10 protein-coding genes are annotated in these 18,791 nt (G+C 31.0%); 2 read left to right on the top strand and 8 right to left on the bottom strand.

All coding sequences use genetic code 11. From position 1 onward, the window contains the following. Nucleotides 1-59: 59 nt before the first annotated feature. Nucleotides 60-1,643 (bottom strand): RagB/SusD family nutrient uptake outer membrane protein, encoded by a 1,584-nt coding sequence (locus HALO113_RS02740; RefSeq protein ID WP_159777566.1) that lies wholly within the window; start codon nt 1,641-1,643, stop codon nt 60-62. Nucleotides 1,644-1,654: 11 nt separating this feature from the next. Further along, nucleotides 1,655-4,687 (bottom strand): SusC/RagA family TonB-linked outer membrane protein, encoded by a 3,033-nt coding sequence (locus HALO113_RS02745; RefSeq protein ID WP_159777567.1) that lies wholly within the window; start codon nt 4,685-4,687, stop codon nt 1,655-1,657. Nucleotides 4,688-4,984: 297 nt separating this feature from the next. Here HALO113_RS02745 and HALO113_RS02750 point away from each other — a divergent pair, with 297 nt between their 5' ends. Both HALO113_RS02750 and HALO113_RS02755 read left to right on the top strand, forming a co-directional pair. Next, nucleotides 4,985-6,025, top strand: coding sequence for a sensor histidine kinase (locus HALO113_RS02750; RefSeq protein ID WP_370519299.1), 1,041 nt, complete (start codon nt 4,985-4,987; stop codon nt 6,023-6,025). Next, entirely contained in the window at nt 6,015-6,713 is a 699-nt protein-coding gene (locus HALO113_RS02755) for a LytTR family DNA-binding domain-containing protein (RefSeq protein ID WP_159777568.1), read from the top strand. Before HALO113_RS02750 ends, HALO113_RS02755 begins: the two co-directional genes overlap by 11 nt. A 57-nt stretch (nt 6,714-6,770) precedes the next feature. Here the strand turns inward: HALO113_RS02755 and HALO113_RS02760 are convergent, their stop codons facing one another. The 6 genes from HALO113_RS02760 to bglX form a co-directional block, all read right to left on the bottom strand. After that, nucleotides 6,771-8,450, bottom strand: a complete 1,680-nt coding sequence (locus HALO113_RS02760) for a carbohydrate-binding protein (protein ID WP_159777569.1) — start codon at nt 8,448-8,450, stop codon at nt 6,771-6,773. 175 nt (nt 8,451-8,625) lie between these two features. Then, entirely contained in the window at nt 8,626-10,527 is a 1,902-nt protein-coding gene (locus tag HALO113_RS02765) for a glycosyl hydrolase family 18 protein (protein ID WP_159777570.1), read from the bottom strand. A gap of 53 nt (nt 10,528-10,580) precedes the next feature. Beyond that, nucleotides 10,581-12,980, bottom strand: a complete 2,400-nt coding sequence (locus tag HALO113_RS02770; RefSeq protein ID WP_236554581.1) for a carbohydrate-binding protein — start codon at nt 12,978-12,980, stop codon at nt 10,581-10,583. A 331-nt stretch (nt 12,981-13,311) separates the two neighbouring features. Then, entirely contained in the window at nt 13,312-15,510 is a 2,199-nt protein-coding gene (locus HALO113_RS02775) for a beta-1,3-glucanase family protein (protein ID WP_159777571.1), read from the bottom strand. Nucleotides 15,511-15,700: 190 nt separating this feature from the next. Beyond that, nucleotides 15,701-16,459, bottom strand: a complete 759-nt coding sequence (locus tag HALO113_RS02780) for a family 16 glycosylhydrolase (protein WP_159777572.1) — start codon at nt 16,457-16,459, stop codon at nt 15,701-15,703. 7 nt (nt 16,460-16,466) lie between these two features. After that, entirely contained in the window at nt 16,467-18,764 is a 2,298-nt protein-coding gene (bglX, locus tag HALO113_RS02785) for a beta-glucosidase BglX (protein WP_159777573.1), read from the bottom strand. Between the last annotated feature and the right edge of the window lie 27 nt (nt 18,765-18,791).

Consider the following 18,791-nt stretch of genomic DNA (forward strand, 5'->3'; position numbering starts at 1 on the left):
AAAATTATTGCAATTGTAATCTGTCTTTTTTAACATTCATTTATCTCTCTAATCATTATTTAAAAGTTTGGACCTGTAGTATCCCACCAAAGTCTTGTACCTCCATTATCTGGACCTCCTAAGTGTGCCAAACCTGTCGCTACACCTCCAGGGTTATTTGAAATTTCTGATTGAACGAAGTTTATTCTTCTAGGCCCTAATTGAGAGTCGATAGTACCACCACTATAATTAACTAATGCTGGGAATAATTTTGGATAACCTGTTCTTCTATAGTTAGTCCATGCTTCTTGACCTTCTGGAAAACCTGCAATCCATTTCTGAGTAATTATCTTTTGCAATTTTATCTCATTAGTAGCCACATCATCCCAAGCAACAGTTACATTATTAATAGCTAAAGCATTGTTTACTGGGAAATTAGGATCTACATAATCTTGTGCAATTTTAACGTTATCCGCAATATATGCAGCAGCTCCCGAAGCGCCATGTTGCTCAAAGGACAACGCAATCCCCTGTTCATAAAAGGATTGAGCAGTTCCACCCATATTCCAACCCCTTAAAGCACCTTCAGCTCTTAAAAAATAAGCTTCAGCTGCTGTCATCAATACGATTTCATTAGTACGTACTACATTTCCTATTCCAGAAAAATCTTGATGATCCGATTTAGCAATTAAATCGATTGCAGTTCTGACACCTTTATACTCACCAGGAAACTGTACCGATTCGTCAAAGAAGTTTGTTATTCTTGGGTCATCATACCCTCCCATAATAGATTCCATATCAGCTGACATTCTAATATCAAGCCATGATCCACTTATTGTAGCTATTGGGTTTGTGTAAACAGGAGACACTACTTTAAAAATATCAGCATTTGTTGTCATTACTCCAAATTGATGAGCAATAGCTTTTTCTGCTTCAATTTTAGCCAAAGCAGGATTAACTTTTACAATATGCATAGCTAAACGTAATCGTAATGTATTAGCAAATTTTACCCATTGTTTATAATCACCTCCATATCCTGATAAATCTGTTGCTACAAATGTAGAGGCTTCACCAGCGTTGTATCTTGTAGTTAATTCTGCTACAGCAAAATCCAATTCCTCAAACATTTGATTATAAACTTCCTCTTGGGAATCATATTCAATTGTTGATGCTTGAGAACCAAAATCTGAATAAATAATTGGTCCAAAAATATCCGTCACTCTATGCATACCTTCTACTTTTAATATTAAAGAAAGAGCATAAAATTGATCGTACCTATTTTTTGATTTATTAGCAATATCATAGGCATTAAACATAACATTTCTATACGCATAATCCCAAATAAATCCGTTCCAACCATTAACAAGCGCATAAGTCGTATTATTTATATTCCCTGCGAAAGGTGTAGGTGTTGCCATATATCCAGACCATATATCTGCATTTAATCCTTGCTGCAATTGATATACCCAAACAGGATCTAACACTTGAAGATTATTAAACATCGGAGCAAATCCCCCTTTTATATGATTAAAATCCTGTTCAAAAAGTTCTGGAGTAATTCCGTTAGGATTTGTATTAATCTCTTCAAAATTATTAGTACAACCTATTACCGCAATAAGCGAAATAAGTAATGTTTTTTTAGTAATTCTATTATAAAGTTTCATTTTTGTTCGTTTTAGAATGTTATATTTAAATTAAGACCTATACTTCTTGTAGAAGGCAAACCATAAATATCTACACCTTGTAATCCTTCACCTGTACTCAAAGCAATATTTGGGTCAAAAGGAGCATCTTTATAAATAAAAAATAGATTTCTTGCAATTAATGAAACAGATGCTTTGTCTAAAAATGGTAATAATTTTGTTCCAATAGTATATCCAATAGATATTTCTCTAACGCTTACATTAGTAGCATCGTAAACATATTCACCTGAAATTCCGGCTCTACCACCTACTTGTGTATAATAAGATTGTGCGCTCACGCTTGTTACAGGAACTCCGTCACTTGCTCTCACACCATTAATTGATACTCCTCCTTCATTTCTAGCATCACCAGAAGCTTTTGAAACTCCAAAAGCATCATTTTGTGCTTGAGTTAAACTCATTACCTCTCCTCCAAAACGACCATCTAATAAAATATTAGCAGTAAAATTTCCTAATTTGAATGAATTTGAGAAACCTAACATAAAATCAGGATTAGAGTTACCTACTTCCTCAAAACCAGTTCTTTGAAAAGTACCATCATCATTTAGCAAAATTCTACCTTGATCATCTTTTTTAAAGTTAATACCTTCTATAACTCCAAAAGGTCTTCCTTCAATTAAAGCATATCTATAACTATTTACTCCCGCTTCAGTTAAATTTAATCGTCCTCCTAATTCGGTTGGAATTCCATTTACCTGATTTGTGTTTTTTGAAAAATTAAAAGTTGTATCCCAAGAAAACTTATCATTTCTTATAATTCCAGCAGTAACGATAGCTTCAATACCTTTATTTTCAATATTCCCTGCATTAAAGCCATAGTATATTACGCCTTCACTATTTCCGACTGGAGCTAATACTTGTAAATATTGATTTTTAGTTTCTGAATTATAATATGATACTTCAAACCCTAATCTATTATTAAATAGTCTCCATTCAGTTCCTAATTCAAACTCAGATTTAATCTCTGGTTTTAAAGTAGTTCCTTTCTTAGGTCCAGCTGTAGGTCTAGGATCGCCTATTCCAGAATTGTAATAATATGTTTGAGAAGTTATAAATGGATAAATATCATTTCCTACTTGTGCAAAAGTTGCTCTTACTTTACCAAAATTAATAAATTCAGGCATTTCAGTCATTTCACTTATTATACCTGTTACACCTACAGAAGGATAGAAAAACCCTGTCTTATCTGTATTAACTAAAGTTGAGGACCAATCATTTCTACCAGCTAAATCCAAAAACAATCGATCTTTATATCCCAAAGTGGTTGCTGCAAAAATCGATTGTACTTCTTTCCTTGAATCGATTGTTTGATAATTCCCGTTATTATTATTAAAGTTATGTAATGTAAACCAATTGGCATAATTTAATCCTGCGCTAATACCTGAATCTAATCCTGTTTTTTGATTTATTAATGAATTAGTAATACTCGTTCCAATGTTTGCATTAAAACTAAAATCTTCATTAAACTTAGCATTAATAGTAGCAATCAAATCTGCATATCTTTGTGTACTTAATGAATTTTCATTGATATATCGACCATTAGCATGTGAAAGCGTTCCTTGTGTAGTTGCATAAATTCTTTTGTCAAACTCACTAGTAATTCTATTATAACTATATCTTGAAGCAACACTCAACCAATTATTTACTTTATACGATAATGATAAAGCACCATTGAAAAAATGATTATCATCTTCTGATTTATTTCTGTTTACTGCCCAATATGGATTTTGCATAATATCTCTATTGGTCATCCAATTCTGAGCCATTAAATTTCTTGTTGGATCAAATACCTCAAAATTTTCTTTGTAATAATTGAAATCATATCCTCTTGGCATTAAATATACTCCTGTAAGAGGATTAAAATAAAATCCGTTAACTGGTTTGTTAATAATATTTTGAGATGTATAATTTGCATTTGCAGAAAAGGTTACTTTATCTTTAAAAAGTTTAGCAGTTTGTCTAATTCCGAAATTATTTTTCTTTAAATTATTTTCTGGTATTATTCCAGACGAACTTACATTAGCAAACGAAAAAGAAGTTGATGAGTTTTCAGAACCAATTGAATAACCAAGCGAAGTAGTTTGTGTAACTGCTGTTTCAAAAAAATCTTTTACATGATCTCTTGTTTTTTGAGCAGCTCCCCAAGTCTCATCTGCTCCTGGTGCAGCGATGTAATCTGTTTGAAATTCTGGTAAATAGGCAGCTGTTTCAAAAGTAGTAACAGAGGATGCTGTTATATTTGCTTTTCCAATTTGTGGCCTTTTAGAAGATAGTAAAATAACTCCATTAGCCCCCTGACTTCCATACAAAACAGATGCTGCTGCTCCTTTTAATACAGTCATTCCTTCATAATCATCTGGATTAATTAAAGAAACTACATCTCCACCATCTTTATTCCCTCCAGCTAAACTTCCAAAAGTATCGTTTGGCTGACCTGAACCAGAGTTTAGCATTGGAATACCATCTATTACATATAGAGGTTGATTATTACTAACAGATGAATTTCCCCTAATTACAACTTTGGTTGAACCTCCTGTTCCACCAGAACTTTTACTTACTGCCACACCAGCTACTTTACCAGCTATGGTATTCACAATATTTACATCTCTAACACGTGTAAGCTCATCCGATTTAATTTCTTGAGCTGCATAAGTAAGAGACTTTCTTGTCTTTTTAATCCCTAAAGAAGTAACTACGACTTCTTTTAAATTATTTGCATTAGACGGTTTTAATTGAATCCTAAGATTTGTTTCCTCTCCTACTAAAATACTTTGGGTTTCATATCCAATATACGAAATCAACAATGTTTCCCCAACATTGGCTTGAATAGTAAATTTACCATCGAAATCAGAATCAATTCCTCTAGAAGTACCTTTAACAACTATATTTGCTGAAGGCAATGGTATTCCATCTGTATCAGTCACTACCCCATTAATCATTTTAGATTGAGCAAATGAATAATGTGTTGCGAAAAAAATGATAATAAGTAAAACAATTTTTTTCATTAAGTTAAAAAGTTTATTTGTTAGTTAATAATGTAAATTTATTCTTATAGTTTATCTTAAAAAAATATATTAAACAAACGACAATTTACATTCAACAAACAACAATTTTTACTCAACAAAACGTAATTAAAATTACATCTTGACAAAAAGAATGGATTTTAAAATTTTAAAAAAATATTATTTTTTAAACATATCAAACATATAGTTATTATTTTTTACAAAAAACAATATACTTTACAAAAAATTAACTAAAATTGTAACACACAAATTCAAACAAATCTTTCTATTATATCATCAATGAATAAAATCAATTTTGAAATTAAGCCATCTTATCATTTTTGGTTTTGGGGTGTGTATTTTATATTAAATACATTTCGCTGGGGAGCTTATTTTAATGATTATATGTATTCCTTTAAATCCAATTTACTTGAATTTGCTTTGCACATTCCTTTGGTTTATTTAAATCTCTTCTATTTGGTACCTCAATTTGTTTTAAAATCAAAATATTTAAAATTTTCAATTTCTCTATTAATCAGTTTATTTGCTGTCTATTTATTAAAAACAGGATTAACTTATTTATTAATTTCTGAAAATATTTGGCCAGAAGCGAATAGAGAATATCAACCTTTTGACATAAATCATATTGTAGCGGTATGCATTGGAGAATTATATGTTTTATCCATGGCTTCTTCAGTTTATTTTACTTTAACTTGGCTAAAAGAAAGAGAACGAAACAGAGCATTAACAGAAAGTCAATTTAAAATTAAATTAAAATATTTAAAATCACAGATTCAACCCCATTTTTTTTTTAATACATTAAATAATCTCTATTCTTTATCTTTAGCATCTTCAGAAAAGGTACCGGTAGTTATTTTAAAGCTTTCAAAATTAATGGAATATGTATTGTATGAAATTAAAGATACGGGATTCATTCCTTTAATTAAAGAAATTGATTACATTGAAAACTATATTGAAATTGAAAAACTTCGCTTTGAAGAAGTAGATGTAAATGTAAATATTGATTCCGATATTGAGAATGTAAAGGTTCCTCCATTATTATTTATATCATTAATTGAAAATGCCTTTAAACATGGTGGTATAAACAACAAACATTTAAAAATTAAACTCAATTTTAAGATGGATAAAAATAACAGGTTAAATTTTGAAATAATAAATAATTTTGTATCTTCACAAGACCTCAAATCAAAGAAAGGAATTGGTTTACAAAACACAAAAAGTAGGCTAAAATTGCTTTTTAAAGATGATTTTATTTTAGAACAAAAAATAAAATTCAATTATTTTATTATTCTTTTACAAATACCTGTTTATGAAAATTAAATGTGTTTTAGTAGATGACGAACCTTTAGCAATTAAAGTTTTGCAAAATTATTTTATTAATTTTCCTGAATTTGAAATTGTTGGCGTTTTTTATAATTCATTGGAGGCTTTAGATTACATTAAAAACAACACTGTTGATGTGGCTTTTCTTGATATTAATATGCCAATTATGAGTGGTTTTGATTTAATACGTTTGATAGACACCAAAGTAGTTATAACTACTGCTTTTAGAGAATTTGCAGCCGAAAGTTATGATTTGGATGTTGTTGATTATTTAGTAAAACCTATCCCTCTTTCACGATTTATAAAATCTATTGGAAAAATAACTGCCGAACTAGATATTAAAAACGGTATTAAATCTGAATCTTCTAAATTAGACCATCATATTTTTATTAAATCAGATAAAAAGATGATTAAGATATTAATGGAAGAAATTCTTTTTATTGAAGGGATGAAAGAATATATTAAAGTGGTTACTGCAGATAAATCCTACATTACATTAAAATCATTATCTTCATTATCAGATGAATTACCAATGGATAAATTTATTAGAATTCACAAATCCTTTATAATTGCAATTGATAAAATAAAATCGATTGAAGGTAATAGAATTCAAATTTTAACACATAAATTGCCCATTGGTAGAAATTATGGAAAAGATGTGAAAAACAAAATTTTAAATAATTAAAAATAAAAGCAGTTCCTTTTTCAGAAACTGCTTATAAATAAATTCAATTAATTATTTTTATTTTTTGATAAAACGTCTTTCTTCTTTTTTACCTTCTTTTTCAATCTGTAAAACATATATTCCTGATTTCAAATTAGATACATCTACTAATTGATCTTTCATTTTTGGTGTAATCAATGTACCGTCTTGGATACTAATAATCGTAATTTTAGCGTTTGAAATATCTGTATTAAAATGAATTGTATTTTCCACTGGATTAGGATATATCGTTAAAGATTTTGTATCTTCAGTAGTCAAGGCATTTCTTGATGTAATATTTCCTACTTTAGTAATTCTAATCCAATTTAAATTTACACCGCTACTTTGAATATAGATTCCAAAATTATAAGTTCCTGAATTCACATTTACCGTGTGTGAAACCGTTTGCCAATTTTGCCACCCTCCTGTATTAGGTACAGCTACATTTCCTAATGGAATAGCACCTGCATTCAAATCCGCAGACAAAGCAGCACCATTTACCGCACTTGCTACTCTGTATTCAATTAAATAACTGCCTGAAGAAGGAAAATTAATTGCATTATATGCCATCCAGTCTCCTGTATCTGCATAACCTACATTTAAACCACCACCAGTATCTGTAGTTGCTTCCGTTTGTACACCATTCATAGCACTATAATTTTCCGCTTGAATGAGTATAGAAGATCCTGAAGTTGTTGTTCTCACACGAACAGAAGTAGCTACATCGTTAAAATTATTATCTACTAAACAAGTGTCATCTGATCCAACAATTATGGAGTTACCTGTAAAATTATCATTTGCATAAAGCACCATTTCATAACCACTTTGCACTTTTAGAGATGAAATATCATTATCTAAAACGCCTCTAGCTTGTAATTGGCTTAAATTATAATTACCTGCTGGTAAAGCAACTGCATAACCACCATAATTACAATGTTTATAAACTGTAGCTACTCCATTGGTTGGTGGATTAACTCCTTTTTGATAAACTCTTACATAGTCAACTAGCATTCTTGCTGGAAAACCATTATTATCGATATTGAATCCTGGCCAATTACCTCCAACAGCTAAATTAAGTAAAATGAAAAAATTGTTATGAAACTCACTAGTACCATTAACACCTCCAGCTATATTAACTTCATGATATTTTACTCCATCAACAAACCATTTAATTAAATTTTCATCCCATTCAACAGTATACAAATGATAAGTTGTAATATTTGTGTCTGTATAGCCAGAATAAGAAGCATGACCATTTTCTTCCCAATGAATTGTCCCTACAACTTGTCCTCCTCCATTTACATGTTCCATGATATCAATTTCTCCACAACTTGGCCAACCAACTGAGCTGATATTATCTCCTAACATCCAAAAAGCTGGCCAAATACCTTGAAAAGAAGGCATCGCAATTCGAGCTTCAATTTTTCCATATTTCCAAGATTTTTTCCCTTGAGTTTTCATTCTAGCCGAAGTATAATTAGATCCTCCAAAAGATTCTCTTTTGGCAGTAATTACTAAATTACCATTTTCTATGGTTGCATTTTGCTGTCTATAGTATTGCAACTCATTATTACCCCATCCTCCATTTCCTGTTTCGAAAACCCAGTCTGGACCTATTCCATTAGTAAATTCGTCTTGCCATACTAATTGCCAATTTTGGCTAAAGACCATTGCAAAAGGGCTTATTAAAAACAATATATATATTAATCTATTTTTCATCTTATTGATTGTGTTTTAAATTGGTGTGTTATAACAAGAAGCTGTCTAAAAATTTTTGTTTTTCTATTTCAGAATTTATTTAGGAATCTAAAAACATTTGATAATCAGTAAATTTAAAGAAACAGGAACAAGTTCTGCTAGACAAGATTATACTTTTTGGACAGCTTCTTGAAAATTATTTTTTTATAAATTTTTTAGTGACTTTATTTTCAGATGTTTCAAAAGCGATAATATAAATTCCAGAAGCCAATGAAGAAACGTCTAAATAATTTTCAATGTTTTCTGAAGTTATTATTGGCATACCTGCTAAATTATAAACAGTTATTTTCACATCCTTCATAGAAGAATTAAAGTTTAATCCATTTTCGGATGGATTTGGATAAAAAGTAAAGTCAATTGATTTTTTTTCTTCATTAGAATCATTTAAGACTGCAGTTCTTGCTGCATTTCCTACTTTAGTAATTCGAAACCAATTTAAATTTACGCCACTACTTTGAATATAAATTCCAAAATTATAAGTACCAGCATCTACATTTACCGTATGCGAGACCGTTTGCCAATTTTGCCAACCTCCTGTATTAGGTACGCCTACATTTCCTAATTGTATTGAACCAGCGTTTAAATCGGCTGATAACATGGCTCCATTAACAGCACTTGCAACACGATATTCTATTAAATAAGCACCAGAAGTTGGAAAAGTAATACTATTATACGCCATCCAATCTCCTGTATCTGCATATCCTACATTCAACCCACCACCAGAATCAGTAGTTGGTTCTGTTTGAATCCCATTCATATTAGAATAATTTTCTGCTTGTATAAAAACGGAAGAAGAATTTGTAACTGTTCTTACTCTTATTGAAGTTGTTGCATCATTAAAACTATTATCTACCAAACAAGTGTCATCAGAAGTTATAGTAACCGAAGTTCCGGTAAAATTATCATTTGCGTAAAGTACTATTTCATAACCATTTTGAACTTTTACAGAAGAAACATCATTATCGACAACCCCTTTTGCTTGCAATTGGCTTAAAGTATAATTCCCCACAGGTAAAGAGACAGCATAACCATCATAATTACAATGCTTATAAACAGTCGCTACACCATTTTGAGGTTGTCCTCCATTGATAACTTGATCAATAGCAGTTAATAAAGATTTTGAGCCAACTGCATCTTGAGCTAATTGCCAAATCATAACGCCACCCGCATTTTGAACCGCAAAGGTTGTTTTTTGTTTAATGGTGGGAATACCATTATAATAAATTGTATTTGCTACTTGATCTTGGTTTTCAGCACCAGGATATGTATTTACAATATCAGCATAAGAAATACCTTGATTAGCTGAACTTCCAAAACCATAACCATAAAAAGGCACACCTATTATAGCTTTACTACTTGGAAGGCCTCTACCTGTCCAATAATTAAATTGATCTACAGCCATACTATAAGGAGAATGTTGTCCAGGATTATTTGGATTCCATGGTCCTGTTGCATCATATGCCATAATATTTATCCAATCAAAATAAGAAAAAGTGCTTGATGGTACATTGGCACCGCCATAACCTTGTGATAAAGCAGCCGTAATTTGTTTATTATTTGCATGCATACTATTTGCTAAAGCAATAATAAAGTTCCCATAATCACCATTAATAGCTGGACCTTCTAAATCAACATCAATACCATCAAAATTGTGACTTATTACATAATTAGTAAGTTTTTGTACAAATGAAGCTCTATTACCTGCACTCATTTGATTGAAAAAATTATCACGTATAGCACCCCCTTCTGAAATAGCACCACCACCTATAGAGACAAATACTTTCACATTATTAGTGTGTGCTTTTTGGATTAAAGTATTATTTGCAGCTTGAAAAGAAAGATTCCCATTGGAATCAGGATTTTCAAAAGCGATATTAATATGTGTTAATTTATTATATTGAATACTATTTGAGAAAGTATTTAAATCGATCCAATTAGGAACATATCCAATAACTTTTTTTTGTGCATAAGACAAATTTAACATTCCTAGCACTAAGATAAAAGCTAACTTTTTTAATATTTGTGAACTTTTTGTCATGATATTTTAGAATTAAAAAAAATAAGAACCTTAAATAAGGTTCTTATTAATAATTATTTTTTAATAAAACGTCTTCTTTCCATTTGTCCATTATTATCTACAATAACAGAATAGATACCAGGTTTTAATAAAGAAACATCAATACTTTTATCATTATTTTTTCTAAACGGTATTACATTTCCACTTTGAACATCAATGATAGTTATTTTCGCACTTTCCACTTCAGCTGTAAAGAATAAAGTATTTTCAACTGGATTTGGATAAACAACAAACATCTCTTTTGGTTCAGAGGTACTTTCTTTTGCTGCAGCATTACTTATTTTTGTAATTCTAAACCAATTCAAATTAACTCCAGAACTTTGTATATAAATTCCAAAATTATAAGTTCCTGCATTTACATTTACAGTTTGTGAAACAGTTTGCCAATTTTGCCATCCGCCAGTATTAGGAATAGCTACATTACCTAAAATAATACTTCCTGCATTTAAATCTGAAGAAAGCACTGCACCATTTACAGCACTAGCTACTCTATATTCGATTAAATAAGAACCAGAAGAAGGGAAATTAATACTATTATAAGCCATCCAATCACCCGTATCCGCATAACCTACATTCAAACCACCACCTGCATCTGTAGTAGCTTCAGTTTGAATACCACTCATAGCAGTATAATTTTCTGCTTGAATTAAGATACTAGAGGAACTACTTGTTGCTCTAACACGTAATGAAGAGGCTAGATCATTAAAATTATTATCTACTAAACAAGTATCATTACTTCCTATTACAACTGAGGAGCCATTAAAATTATCATCAACATAAAGTACAATTTCATATCCACTATTAACTTTAAGAGAAGAAATGTCATCATTTACAACTCCTTTAGCTTGTAATTGACTTAAAGTATAATTACCTGGTGCCAAACTAATAGCATAACCACCATAATTACAATCTTTATATACGGTTGCAACACCATTATCTGGAGGAATTGTACCTGTTATAGAATAACTCCCTATTGATCCATAGGCAGAATATCCTCCATATCCAGCATCACCAGCACCCGTCCCATCGACTCCTATATAATATTTTCCTGCAGCTAAATTTACATTCATAGATGCATTTAAAGCAAATGGATCAGAGTTCCAATAAGTACCAATTTGAGTTCCTGAAGCATTAAATAATCTTATTATTAAGTGAAGATTTCCATTTCTACTTACAGTATTTGCATTGATAACTACGTTTCCACCTCCAGTTGTGAAAGTAAAAAAGTCATAATCTGCTTCACTAGAAATGATTCCATTTTTTTGATTGATGGTACCATTAGCATTGTATGTTAAACTAGCTGCTCCAGCAGTATTGTTACCGTAATCATCACCTCTATATCCTACACCAAATTTTGAACCTGCAATAGTTGCAACGTCATCTTGAAGATTATCTGCATAATTGTATTGTCCTTTACTCCATTGCACAACAGGTCTATAATAACCTGCACCCATAATTGGAGCCCAAGAAGTACCGTCTATACCCAGAAAATATCCTTCTTGAGGATTTGTACGTCCATCATGACCTAAATCGAATGTATGTCCAATTTCATGTGAAGATGCATCTCCTCCGGATTTACCAGAAGTAATAAACACCCAACAAGGTACATCATTATCCCAATTAAAAGAGCCAATATAAGCAACTCCACCCGCTCCTGGAGCAGCAGTATTTGTTGGAGTAATAACCACGCGCATCCTTCTATTTCTAGGATAGGAATTAAAAACAGACTCGTTTGTAGTAATATTTAAATTAAATGGTCTATAATCTTCAGAAACCACTTCCCAATGTTCTAAAACAGCTGCATCGCTCATTCCTGATGGTGCCGCATTAATAGCATTTCCATTGTTCCATAAATTGCCTGCAGGCATATAATACCCATCAAAATCTAATAAAACACAACCAGCTGCACCAGGTAGACTTTGCAAATCTAAAAGTGCTTCTGCAACAGGAGCATTTTGAGGTTCTTGTGATTTATTTGCTTCATTTAATAATTGTCTATCAGGAACATTTTGATAATTCACACAAATTAAGCTATTTATATCTACTTCTTTTACAAACGCATTATCGTTTTCAGAATAATATTTATATGCTTTGTTTGTACTTTTAATTATAATATGACCTTGTAAATCTTTTTTAGATATATCAATATAAAAAGAACCTCCATTATTAGTTATTTCACCAATTATATACTCACTAGTGGAACTGGATTTTTGAAAATTAATTTTCCCATTAAGTGCTTTGTTAGCATCAATTTTTAAAAGAATGTCTTTCTCTTTCCCTTTAGAAGTGCTTTCAGTTAAATTCTTTTTAACATTTGAAAGAAATGTTTCATTCTTACCCAAAGAAGTTTGTGATATAGCCCAATTGCAAGAAGCAACCAAAGCTATAAAGCTAAAGTAAATACTTTTTTTCATGTTTGTTTGTTTATTTGTTCTTGTTAAGTTTTTTCAGATTAAATTTTTAATCTAAGATAATTTTATTGCATATTTCAATTTAATTAAGATTAATACTTAATTCTTTTTTATTAAAAAAAAGAATTAATATAAAATTATTGCTCTGATTGTTTTAAAAAAAATATTTTAAACCAACAGCTTGTATTTTTCAACCAACAGCAATAATACTTCAACAATATGTTATATATAAACGTTTAAAGAAAGTTTAAGCATTGTATTTTAATCATTTTTCATCATTATCTTAGTCAAAAAAATAGCCCCAACAGCTGACGCTTATTGGGGCTTTATCAAATTATTTTTTAATAAATTTCTTTTCTGTCTTTACACCATTTTTTTCAATAATAACAGCATAAATACCTGGTTGCAAATTTGAAATATCTAAACTATTTGCATCTGTTTTAGGTAATTTTAGATAAATACCTCTTTGAAAATCTGCCACCTCAATTGTAACATTATCTAAAGATTGACTAAAATGTAAAGTATTTTCAGCAGGATTTGGATAAACAGTTAGTAATTCTTCTTTTTCATTTGATGTCGAAGTCATTCTAAGTGCATTATTCACTTTGGTAATTCTAAACCAATTTAAGTTAACTCCAGAATTTTGAATAAAGATTCCAAAATTATATGTTCCTGCATTCACATTTACAGTTTGAGAAACAGTTTGCCAATTTTGCCATCCTCCTGTATTAGGAATATTTACATTTCCTAGAACTATTGCGCCAGCATTTAAATCTGAAGATATTACAGCACCATTTACGGCACTAGCCACTCTATACTCAATTAAATAGGCTCCAGTAGTAGGGAAATTAATACTATTATAAGCCATCCAATCACCCGTATCCGCATAACCTACATTTAAACCACCACCCGTATCTGTAGTAGCTTCTGTTTGAATTCCGTTCATTGCTGAATAATCCTCAGCTTGAATGAGTACTGATGATGTATTTGTTGCTACTCTTACTTTTACAGATGAAGCTACATCATTAAAATTATTATCAACTAAACAAGTATCATCTGAACCAACAACGATTGAAGAACCAGTAAAATTGTCATTAGCATATAGAACAACTTCGTAGCCGCTTTGAACTTTTAAAGATGAAATATCATTATCTAAAGCTCCATTGGCTTGAAGTTGAGCTAAAGTATAATTTCCTACAGGTAATCCAATTGCATAACCTCCATAACTACAATGTTTATAAACTGTAGCTACACTTGGTGCACTATTTCCAAATCCTCCAAAAACAGCCACAGCTTTTGTAGGTTGAGTTGTATGTAAAGATGGCGAATGATCTGCTACATCGTCATAAGCAAAACCATAAGATAAATTATCCACACTTATTCCTGGTAAATGCCAAAATTTAGCATAATGATTCATTGGATTAGCTTGATAAAATGATGGGATATTATGCCAATTTTGTTGACCAGGATTAGCACTTGTTACATCAACAACATGTCTATTTATAGCCGCAGTAAGTTGAGCTTGTATAACTAAATCTAAATCACCGTCAACTAATCTTCTGTCTAATACTCCTTTTCCTTCTAATGCTTCTTGCGTAGAAGGTCTATATTGAACACGACCAGTTCTTCCTACAAAAGCTCCGGATTGACCAACCATTTCTAGTTGTTCACCTATAACTCTTCCTTTAAAAACTCCAGCTTGTCCAGCATAAAAAATTAAATCTTGGTTTTTATATTTATTCCAGATGGCATCGATATAAGATTTTAAATAATTAGCATAAGGACCTGCTGTAGTTCCACCTGTACCATCTGCAAATGCAGGTGTTTTAGATGGAGCTGTAATTTCTCCAGTAGTATTATTTACACAACCTTGAAATTCAGTTGGTACATTTGCTTTGAAAGCTGCAACAATGTCATTATGTTTTTTTAGCTCTCCAACTCGTTTATAGTAACCATTTCCATACAATTCTAATCCCATTGGGTATTTATATGAATCTACACGTGTTGGATTACCAAAAAAACCATATTGATTATTGGTTAATTCAATCATTTCATATAAAATACCATTATTTGGATCCGTTGGATTAAGCGGATTATGTCCGGCATATCCTGAAGGAGCACCTGTAGAGCCAAAGAAATATAAATACATTTGTGAACCTTTAGAAATAAAAACTCTACAACCAGCAATAAGCGGTAAAGTAAATGTTTTATTAGGAATATCACTTAATCGAGTAAAACAATTAGCATACTTTCCATTTCCACCTGGACCTAAATTTCCGCCTGGTGTAGGACCTTGAACCGTATTATAAGATGAATTCATTGGATAGACCTGACTAGTTTTGGCATCAACCCACACATGTGCACCTGTATTGTAATTAATACCTACAATTGCTACATACAGATCAGAATCATTAAAAGTAGAAGTATTTCTAATTTCAAAAGGAATTGGTCCTTGACTATACCCAATTGCTGTAAAGAATAAGATGGAAAAAAATTTCCAACTTAAGAGATAAGTTTGTTTTGTTTTTTTCATGTTTTTAATTGTTAATTGTTAAAAATAGGTTTGTTACATATAAATTCAGATTTTAAATTGAACTTCTTTTTACTTTTTTTACATTGAACTTCTTATAATATCAAATTCAAAACTAATAGCAATATTTTTTCTAATTTTCACATCATCAACAATCCACTCCACACATTTAATGTCTATAGACAAGATTTGATTATTGATAAACTTTAATATAATCAATTATATACTCTTGTGGAAAAACTGTATTATCAATAGATGGACCACCAAAGTTTCCACCTATTGCCATATTAATTAAAAAATAGAAAGGCTGATTAAAAGGCCAAACGTTTTCATCTTTCGCATCAGGTTGAAAAGTATATACTAAATTATCATCTACATAAAAAGCAATTTTATTTTTGTCCCAATCGATTGCATATACATGAAATCCCTCTTCTATTCCATCTATTTTTGTTTTTTTTGTATTGATTGTGTTACCATGACTATCTTGTGTATGTAATGAAGTGAAGACTTGACTAGGTTCTTTACCTATGTATTCTAAAATATCTATTTCACCGCATTTTGGCCAACCAACTTCTGAAATGTTTGAGCCTAGCATCCAAAAAGCAGGCCATAATCCAGTACCAATAGGCAATTTTGCTCTTGTTTCAATTCTACCGTATTGAAACTCTTTTTTCCCTTTTGTAGTTATTCGAGTAGAAGTATATGTTTTTCCATCGTAATTCGCTGTAATGACTAAATGTCCTTTTTTAATTTTATGATTTTCTTTCGTATAAATTTGAGATTCATTATTACCCCAACCACATATGTTTGGACAGCCATTACCAATTTCAAAATTCCAAACTGTAGTATCTAATGCTTTGCCATTAAAATTTTCTTCCCAAATTAACTTTCTTGATTGCTTTTGAGCAAAAGCAGCATTAAAAATGAATAGTATTAAACAAATTTTTTTCATTATGATATTACTTTAAAAATTGAAATTGATCTTCTAATGTATTGTCTGAACTACCTCCAATAAAAATTTTAAACTCACCTGGTTCTGTTTCCCATTTATTGTTTTTGGTAAAAAATGCTAATGTCTCCGCTTTGATTTCAAAAGAAATAACTTGCTCTTCTTGAGGATTTAATTCAACCAATTTAAAATCTTTAAGTTCTTTAACTGGTCTCGTTGAACTAGCTATTAAATCTCTAATATACAATTGTACTACTTCTTTTCCTTTAACTTTACTATTATTTTTTAAGGTTACAGAAACAATAATTTTTTCAGAATTTTTAAAAGATTTTTTACTTAATTTCAAACTAGAATATTCAAATTTTGAATAACTTAAACCATGTCCAAAAGCAAATAAAGGTGTATTTTTTTCATCGATATAATGTGACCAAAAAACACTTTCTTTTTCAGTCATAACTGGTCTTCCTGTATTTTTATAATTATAATATAATGGAACCTGACCAATATTCCTTGGAAAAGTCATAGGTAACTTACCACTTGGATTATAATCTCCATATAATACTTGTGCTACAGCATTCCCAGACTGTGTACCTAAATGCCAAGCTTCAACAATTGCAGGTATATTCTCTTTTGCCCACGGAATGGCAAGAGGTCTTCCATTATTAAGTACTAATACTATATTTTTATTTATTTTGTAAACTTCTTCCAATAATTCTTGTTGCAAACCGGGTAAACCTAAATCTGATCTACTCCTCCCTTCACCAGATTGAAGACCGTGTTCACCTAAAACCATAACTACAACATCGGCACTTTTTGCTATACTAATGGCTTTAGCAAATTCAGATTTATCAGAATCATTTATTTTTGTTTCCCACATAAACTCAGTTCTCCCAATAGCAAGATCTGTACCTTTAGCATAAATAAGTTGATTCTGTTTATATTGACTCATTCCTTCAAATACTGAAACAGCAGACTCATCATCTGCTCCTATTCTCCAACTTCCTAAAGGGCTTGTTTTATCATTAGCAAGCGCACCGATAAGAGCAATTTTTTTTCCAGATCTTTGTAATGGTAAAAGGTTATTTTCATTTTTAAGTAAGACAATTGATTTTTTTGCTATATCTAAAACGCCATCATGAAATTCTTTTTTACCGACAGTGTTCTTTTCATAAGCCTCATCACAGTATTTATAAGGATTTTCAAAAAGTCCTAACTCGAATTTTGTTCTTAAAATTCTTCTGGCAGCATCTTCAACATCGGCTTCTTTAACTTTGCCTTCCTCTATTAATTTTTTAAGATAAGTAACATATGCATAGGATTCCATATCCATATCAGATCCTGCATTGACAGCAATTTCTGCTGCATGTTCACTATCTTTAGCATAACCATGAGATATCATTTCATTAATTGATCCCCAATCAGAAACCACAAAACCAGTAAAATTCCAATTATTTTTAAGAATTTCTCTTTGCAACATTTTATTACCTGTGGCTGGCACTCCATTTAAATCATTAAAAGAATTCATAAAAGTTCGTACACCCGCATCTACAGAAGCTTTAAAAGGAGGTAAAATTATATTTTGAAGTGTTTGCTCTCCTACATCAACTGTATTGTAATCTCTACCAGCTTCTGCGAAACCATATCCTGCAAAATGCTTAGCACAAGCCAAAATTGTTTTTCTAGAAGACAAATCATCACCTTGAAAACCCTTGATTCTAGCTTCAGCAATTTTACTTCCTAAATAAGGGTCTTCACCTGCACCTTCCATAACTCTTCCCCATCTTGCATCTCTAGATATATCAACCATTGGAGCAAAAGTCCAATTTATCCCTACTGCCGATGCTTCCTCTGCTGCAATTGCTGCAGATTTTTTTATTGCATCTAAATCCCAACTAGCAGCTTCAGCAAGTGGAATAGGGCTAATTGTTTTATATCCATGAATAACATCAAAACCAAATAATAAAGGAATACCTAATCTAGTTTCTTCTACTGCGATTTTTTGTAAGGTATAAACTTCTTTAGCACCTTTAACATTAAGCATAGAACCTACTAAGCCTTTCTTTATATCTTCATATTTTTTTGCTGCTTGACCTTCTTTAGGAACAGGACCTGTTATTTCCCAAAACCCGTTGTATTGATTCATTTGACCAATTTTTTCATCTAAAGTCATTAGATTTAAAATGGAATCTACTTTTTGTTCAATCAAATCATTCTTTTTTGATGCAACCGCTTTTTTTGTTTGGCCTTCGTTACATCCAATAAAAAACAAAAAAGATAAAATACTATATATAATAGGTTTGATTTTCATTAGAGATAGGTAATAATATTCCAACCC

Source organism: Flavobacterium sp. 9AF (genome assembly GCF_902506265.1).
GTDB lineage: Bacteria > Bacteroidota > Bacteroidia > Flavobacteriales > Flavobacteriaceae > Flavobacterium.

Bases quoted from the DNA above. Each gene is read 5' to 3' on its own strand.
- HALO113_RS02760 (WP_159777569.1), bottom strand. From the start codon at position 8,450: ATGAAAAATAGATTAATATATATATTGTTTTTAATAAGCCCTTTTGCA.
- bglX (WP_159777573.1), bottom strand. From the start codon at position 18,764: ATGAAAATCAAACCTATTATATATAGTATTTTATCTTTTTTGTTTTTT.
- HALO113_RS02740 (WP_159777566.1), bottom strand. From the start codon at position 1,643: ATGAAACTTTATAATAGAATTACTAAAAAAACATTACTTATTTCGCTT.
- HALO113_RS02765 (WP_159777570.1), bottom strand. From the start codon at position 10,527: ATGACAAAAAGTTCACAAATATTAAAAAAGTTAGCTTTTATCTTAGTG.
- HALO113_RS02745 (WP_159777567.1), bottom strand. From the start codon at position 4,687: ATGAAAAAAATTGTTTTACTTATTATCATTTTTTTCGCAACACATTAT.
- HALO113_RS02750 (WP_370519299.1), top strand. From the start codon at position 4,985: ATGAATAAAATCAATTTTGAAATTAAGCCATCTTATCATTTTTGGTTT.
- HALO113_RS02770 (WP_236554581.1), bottom strand. From the start codon at position 12,980: ATGAAAAAAAGTATTTACTTTAGCTTTATAGCTTTGGTTGCTTCTTGC.
- HALO113_RS02780 (WP_159777572.1), bottom strand. From the start codon at position 16,459: ATGAAAAAAATTTGTTTAATACTATTCATTTTTAATGCTGCTTTTGCT.
- HALO113_RS02775 (WP_159777571.1), bottom strand. From the start codon at position 15,510: ATGAAAAAAACAAAACAAACTTATCTCTTAAGTTGGAAATTTTTTTCC.
- HALO113_RS02755 (WP_159777568.1), top strand. From the start codon at position 6,015: ATGAAAATTAAATGTGTTTTAGTAGATGACGAACCTTTAGCAATTAAA.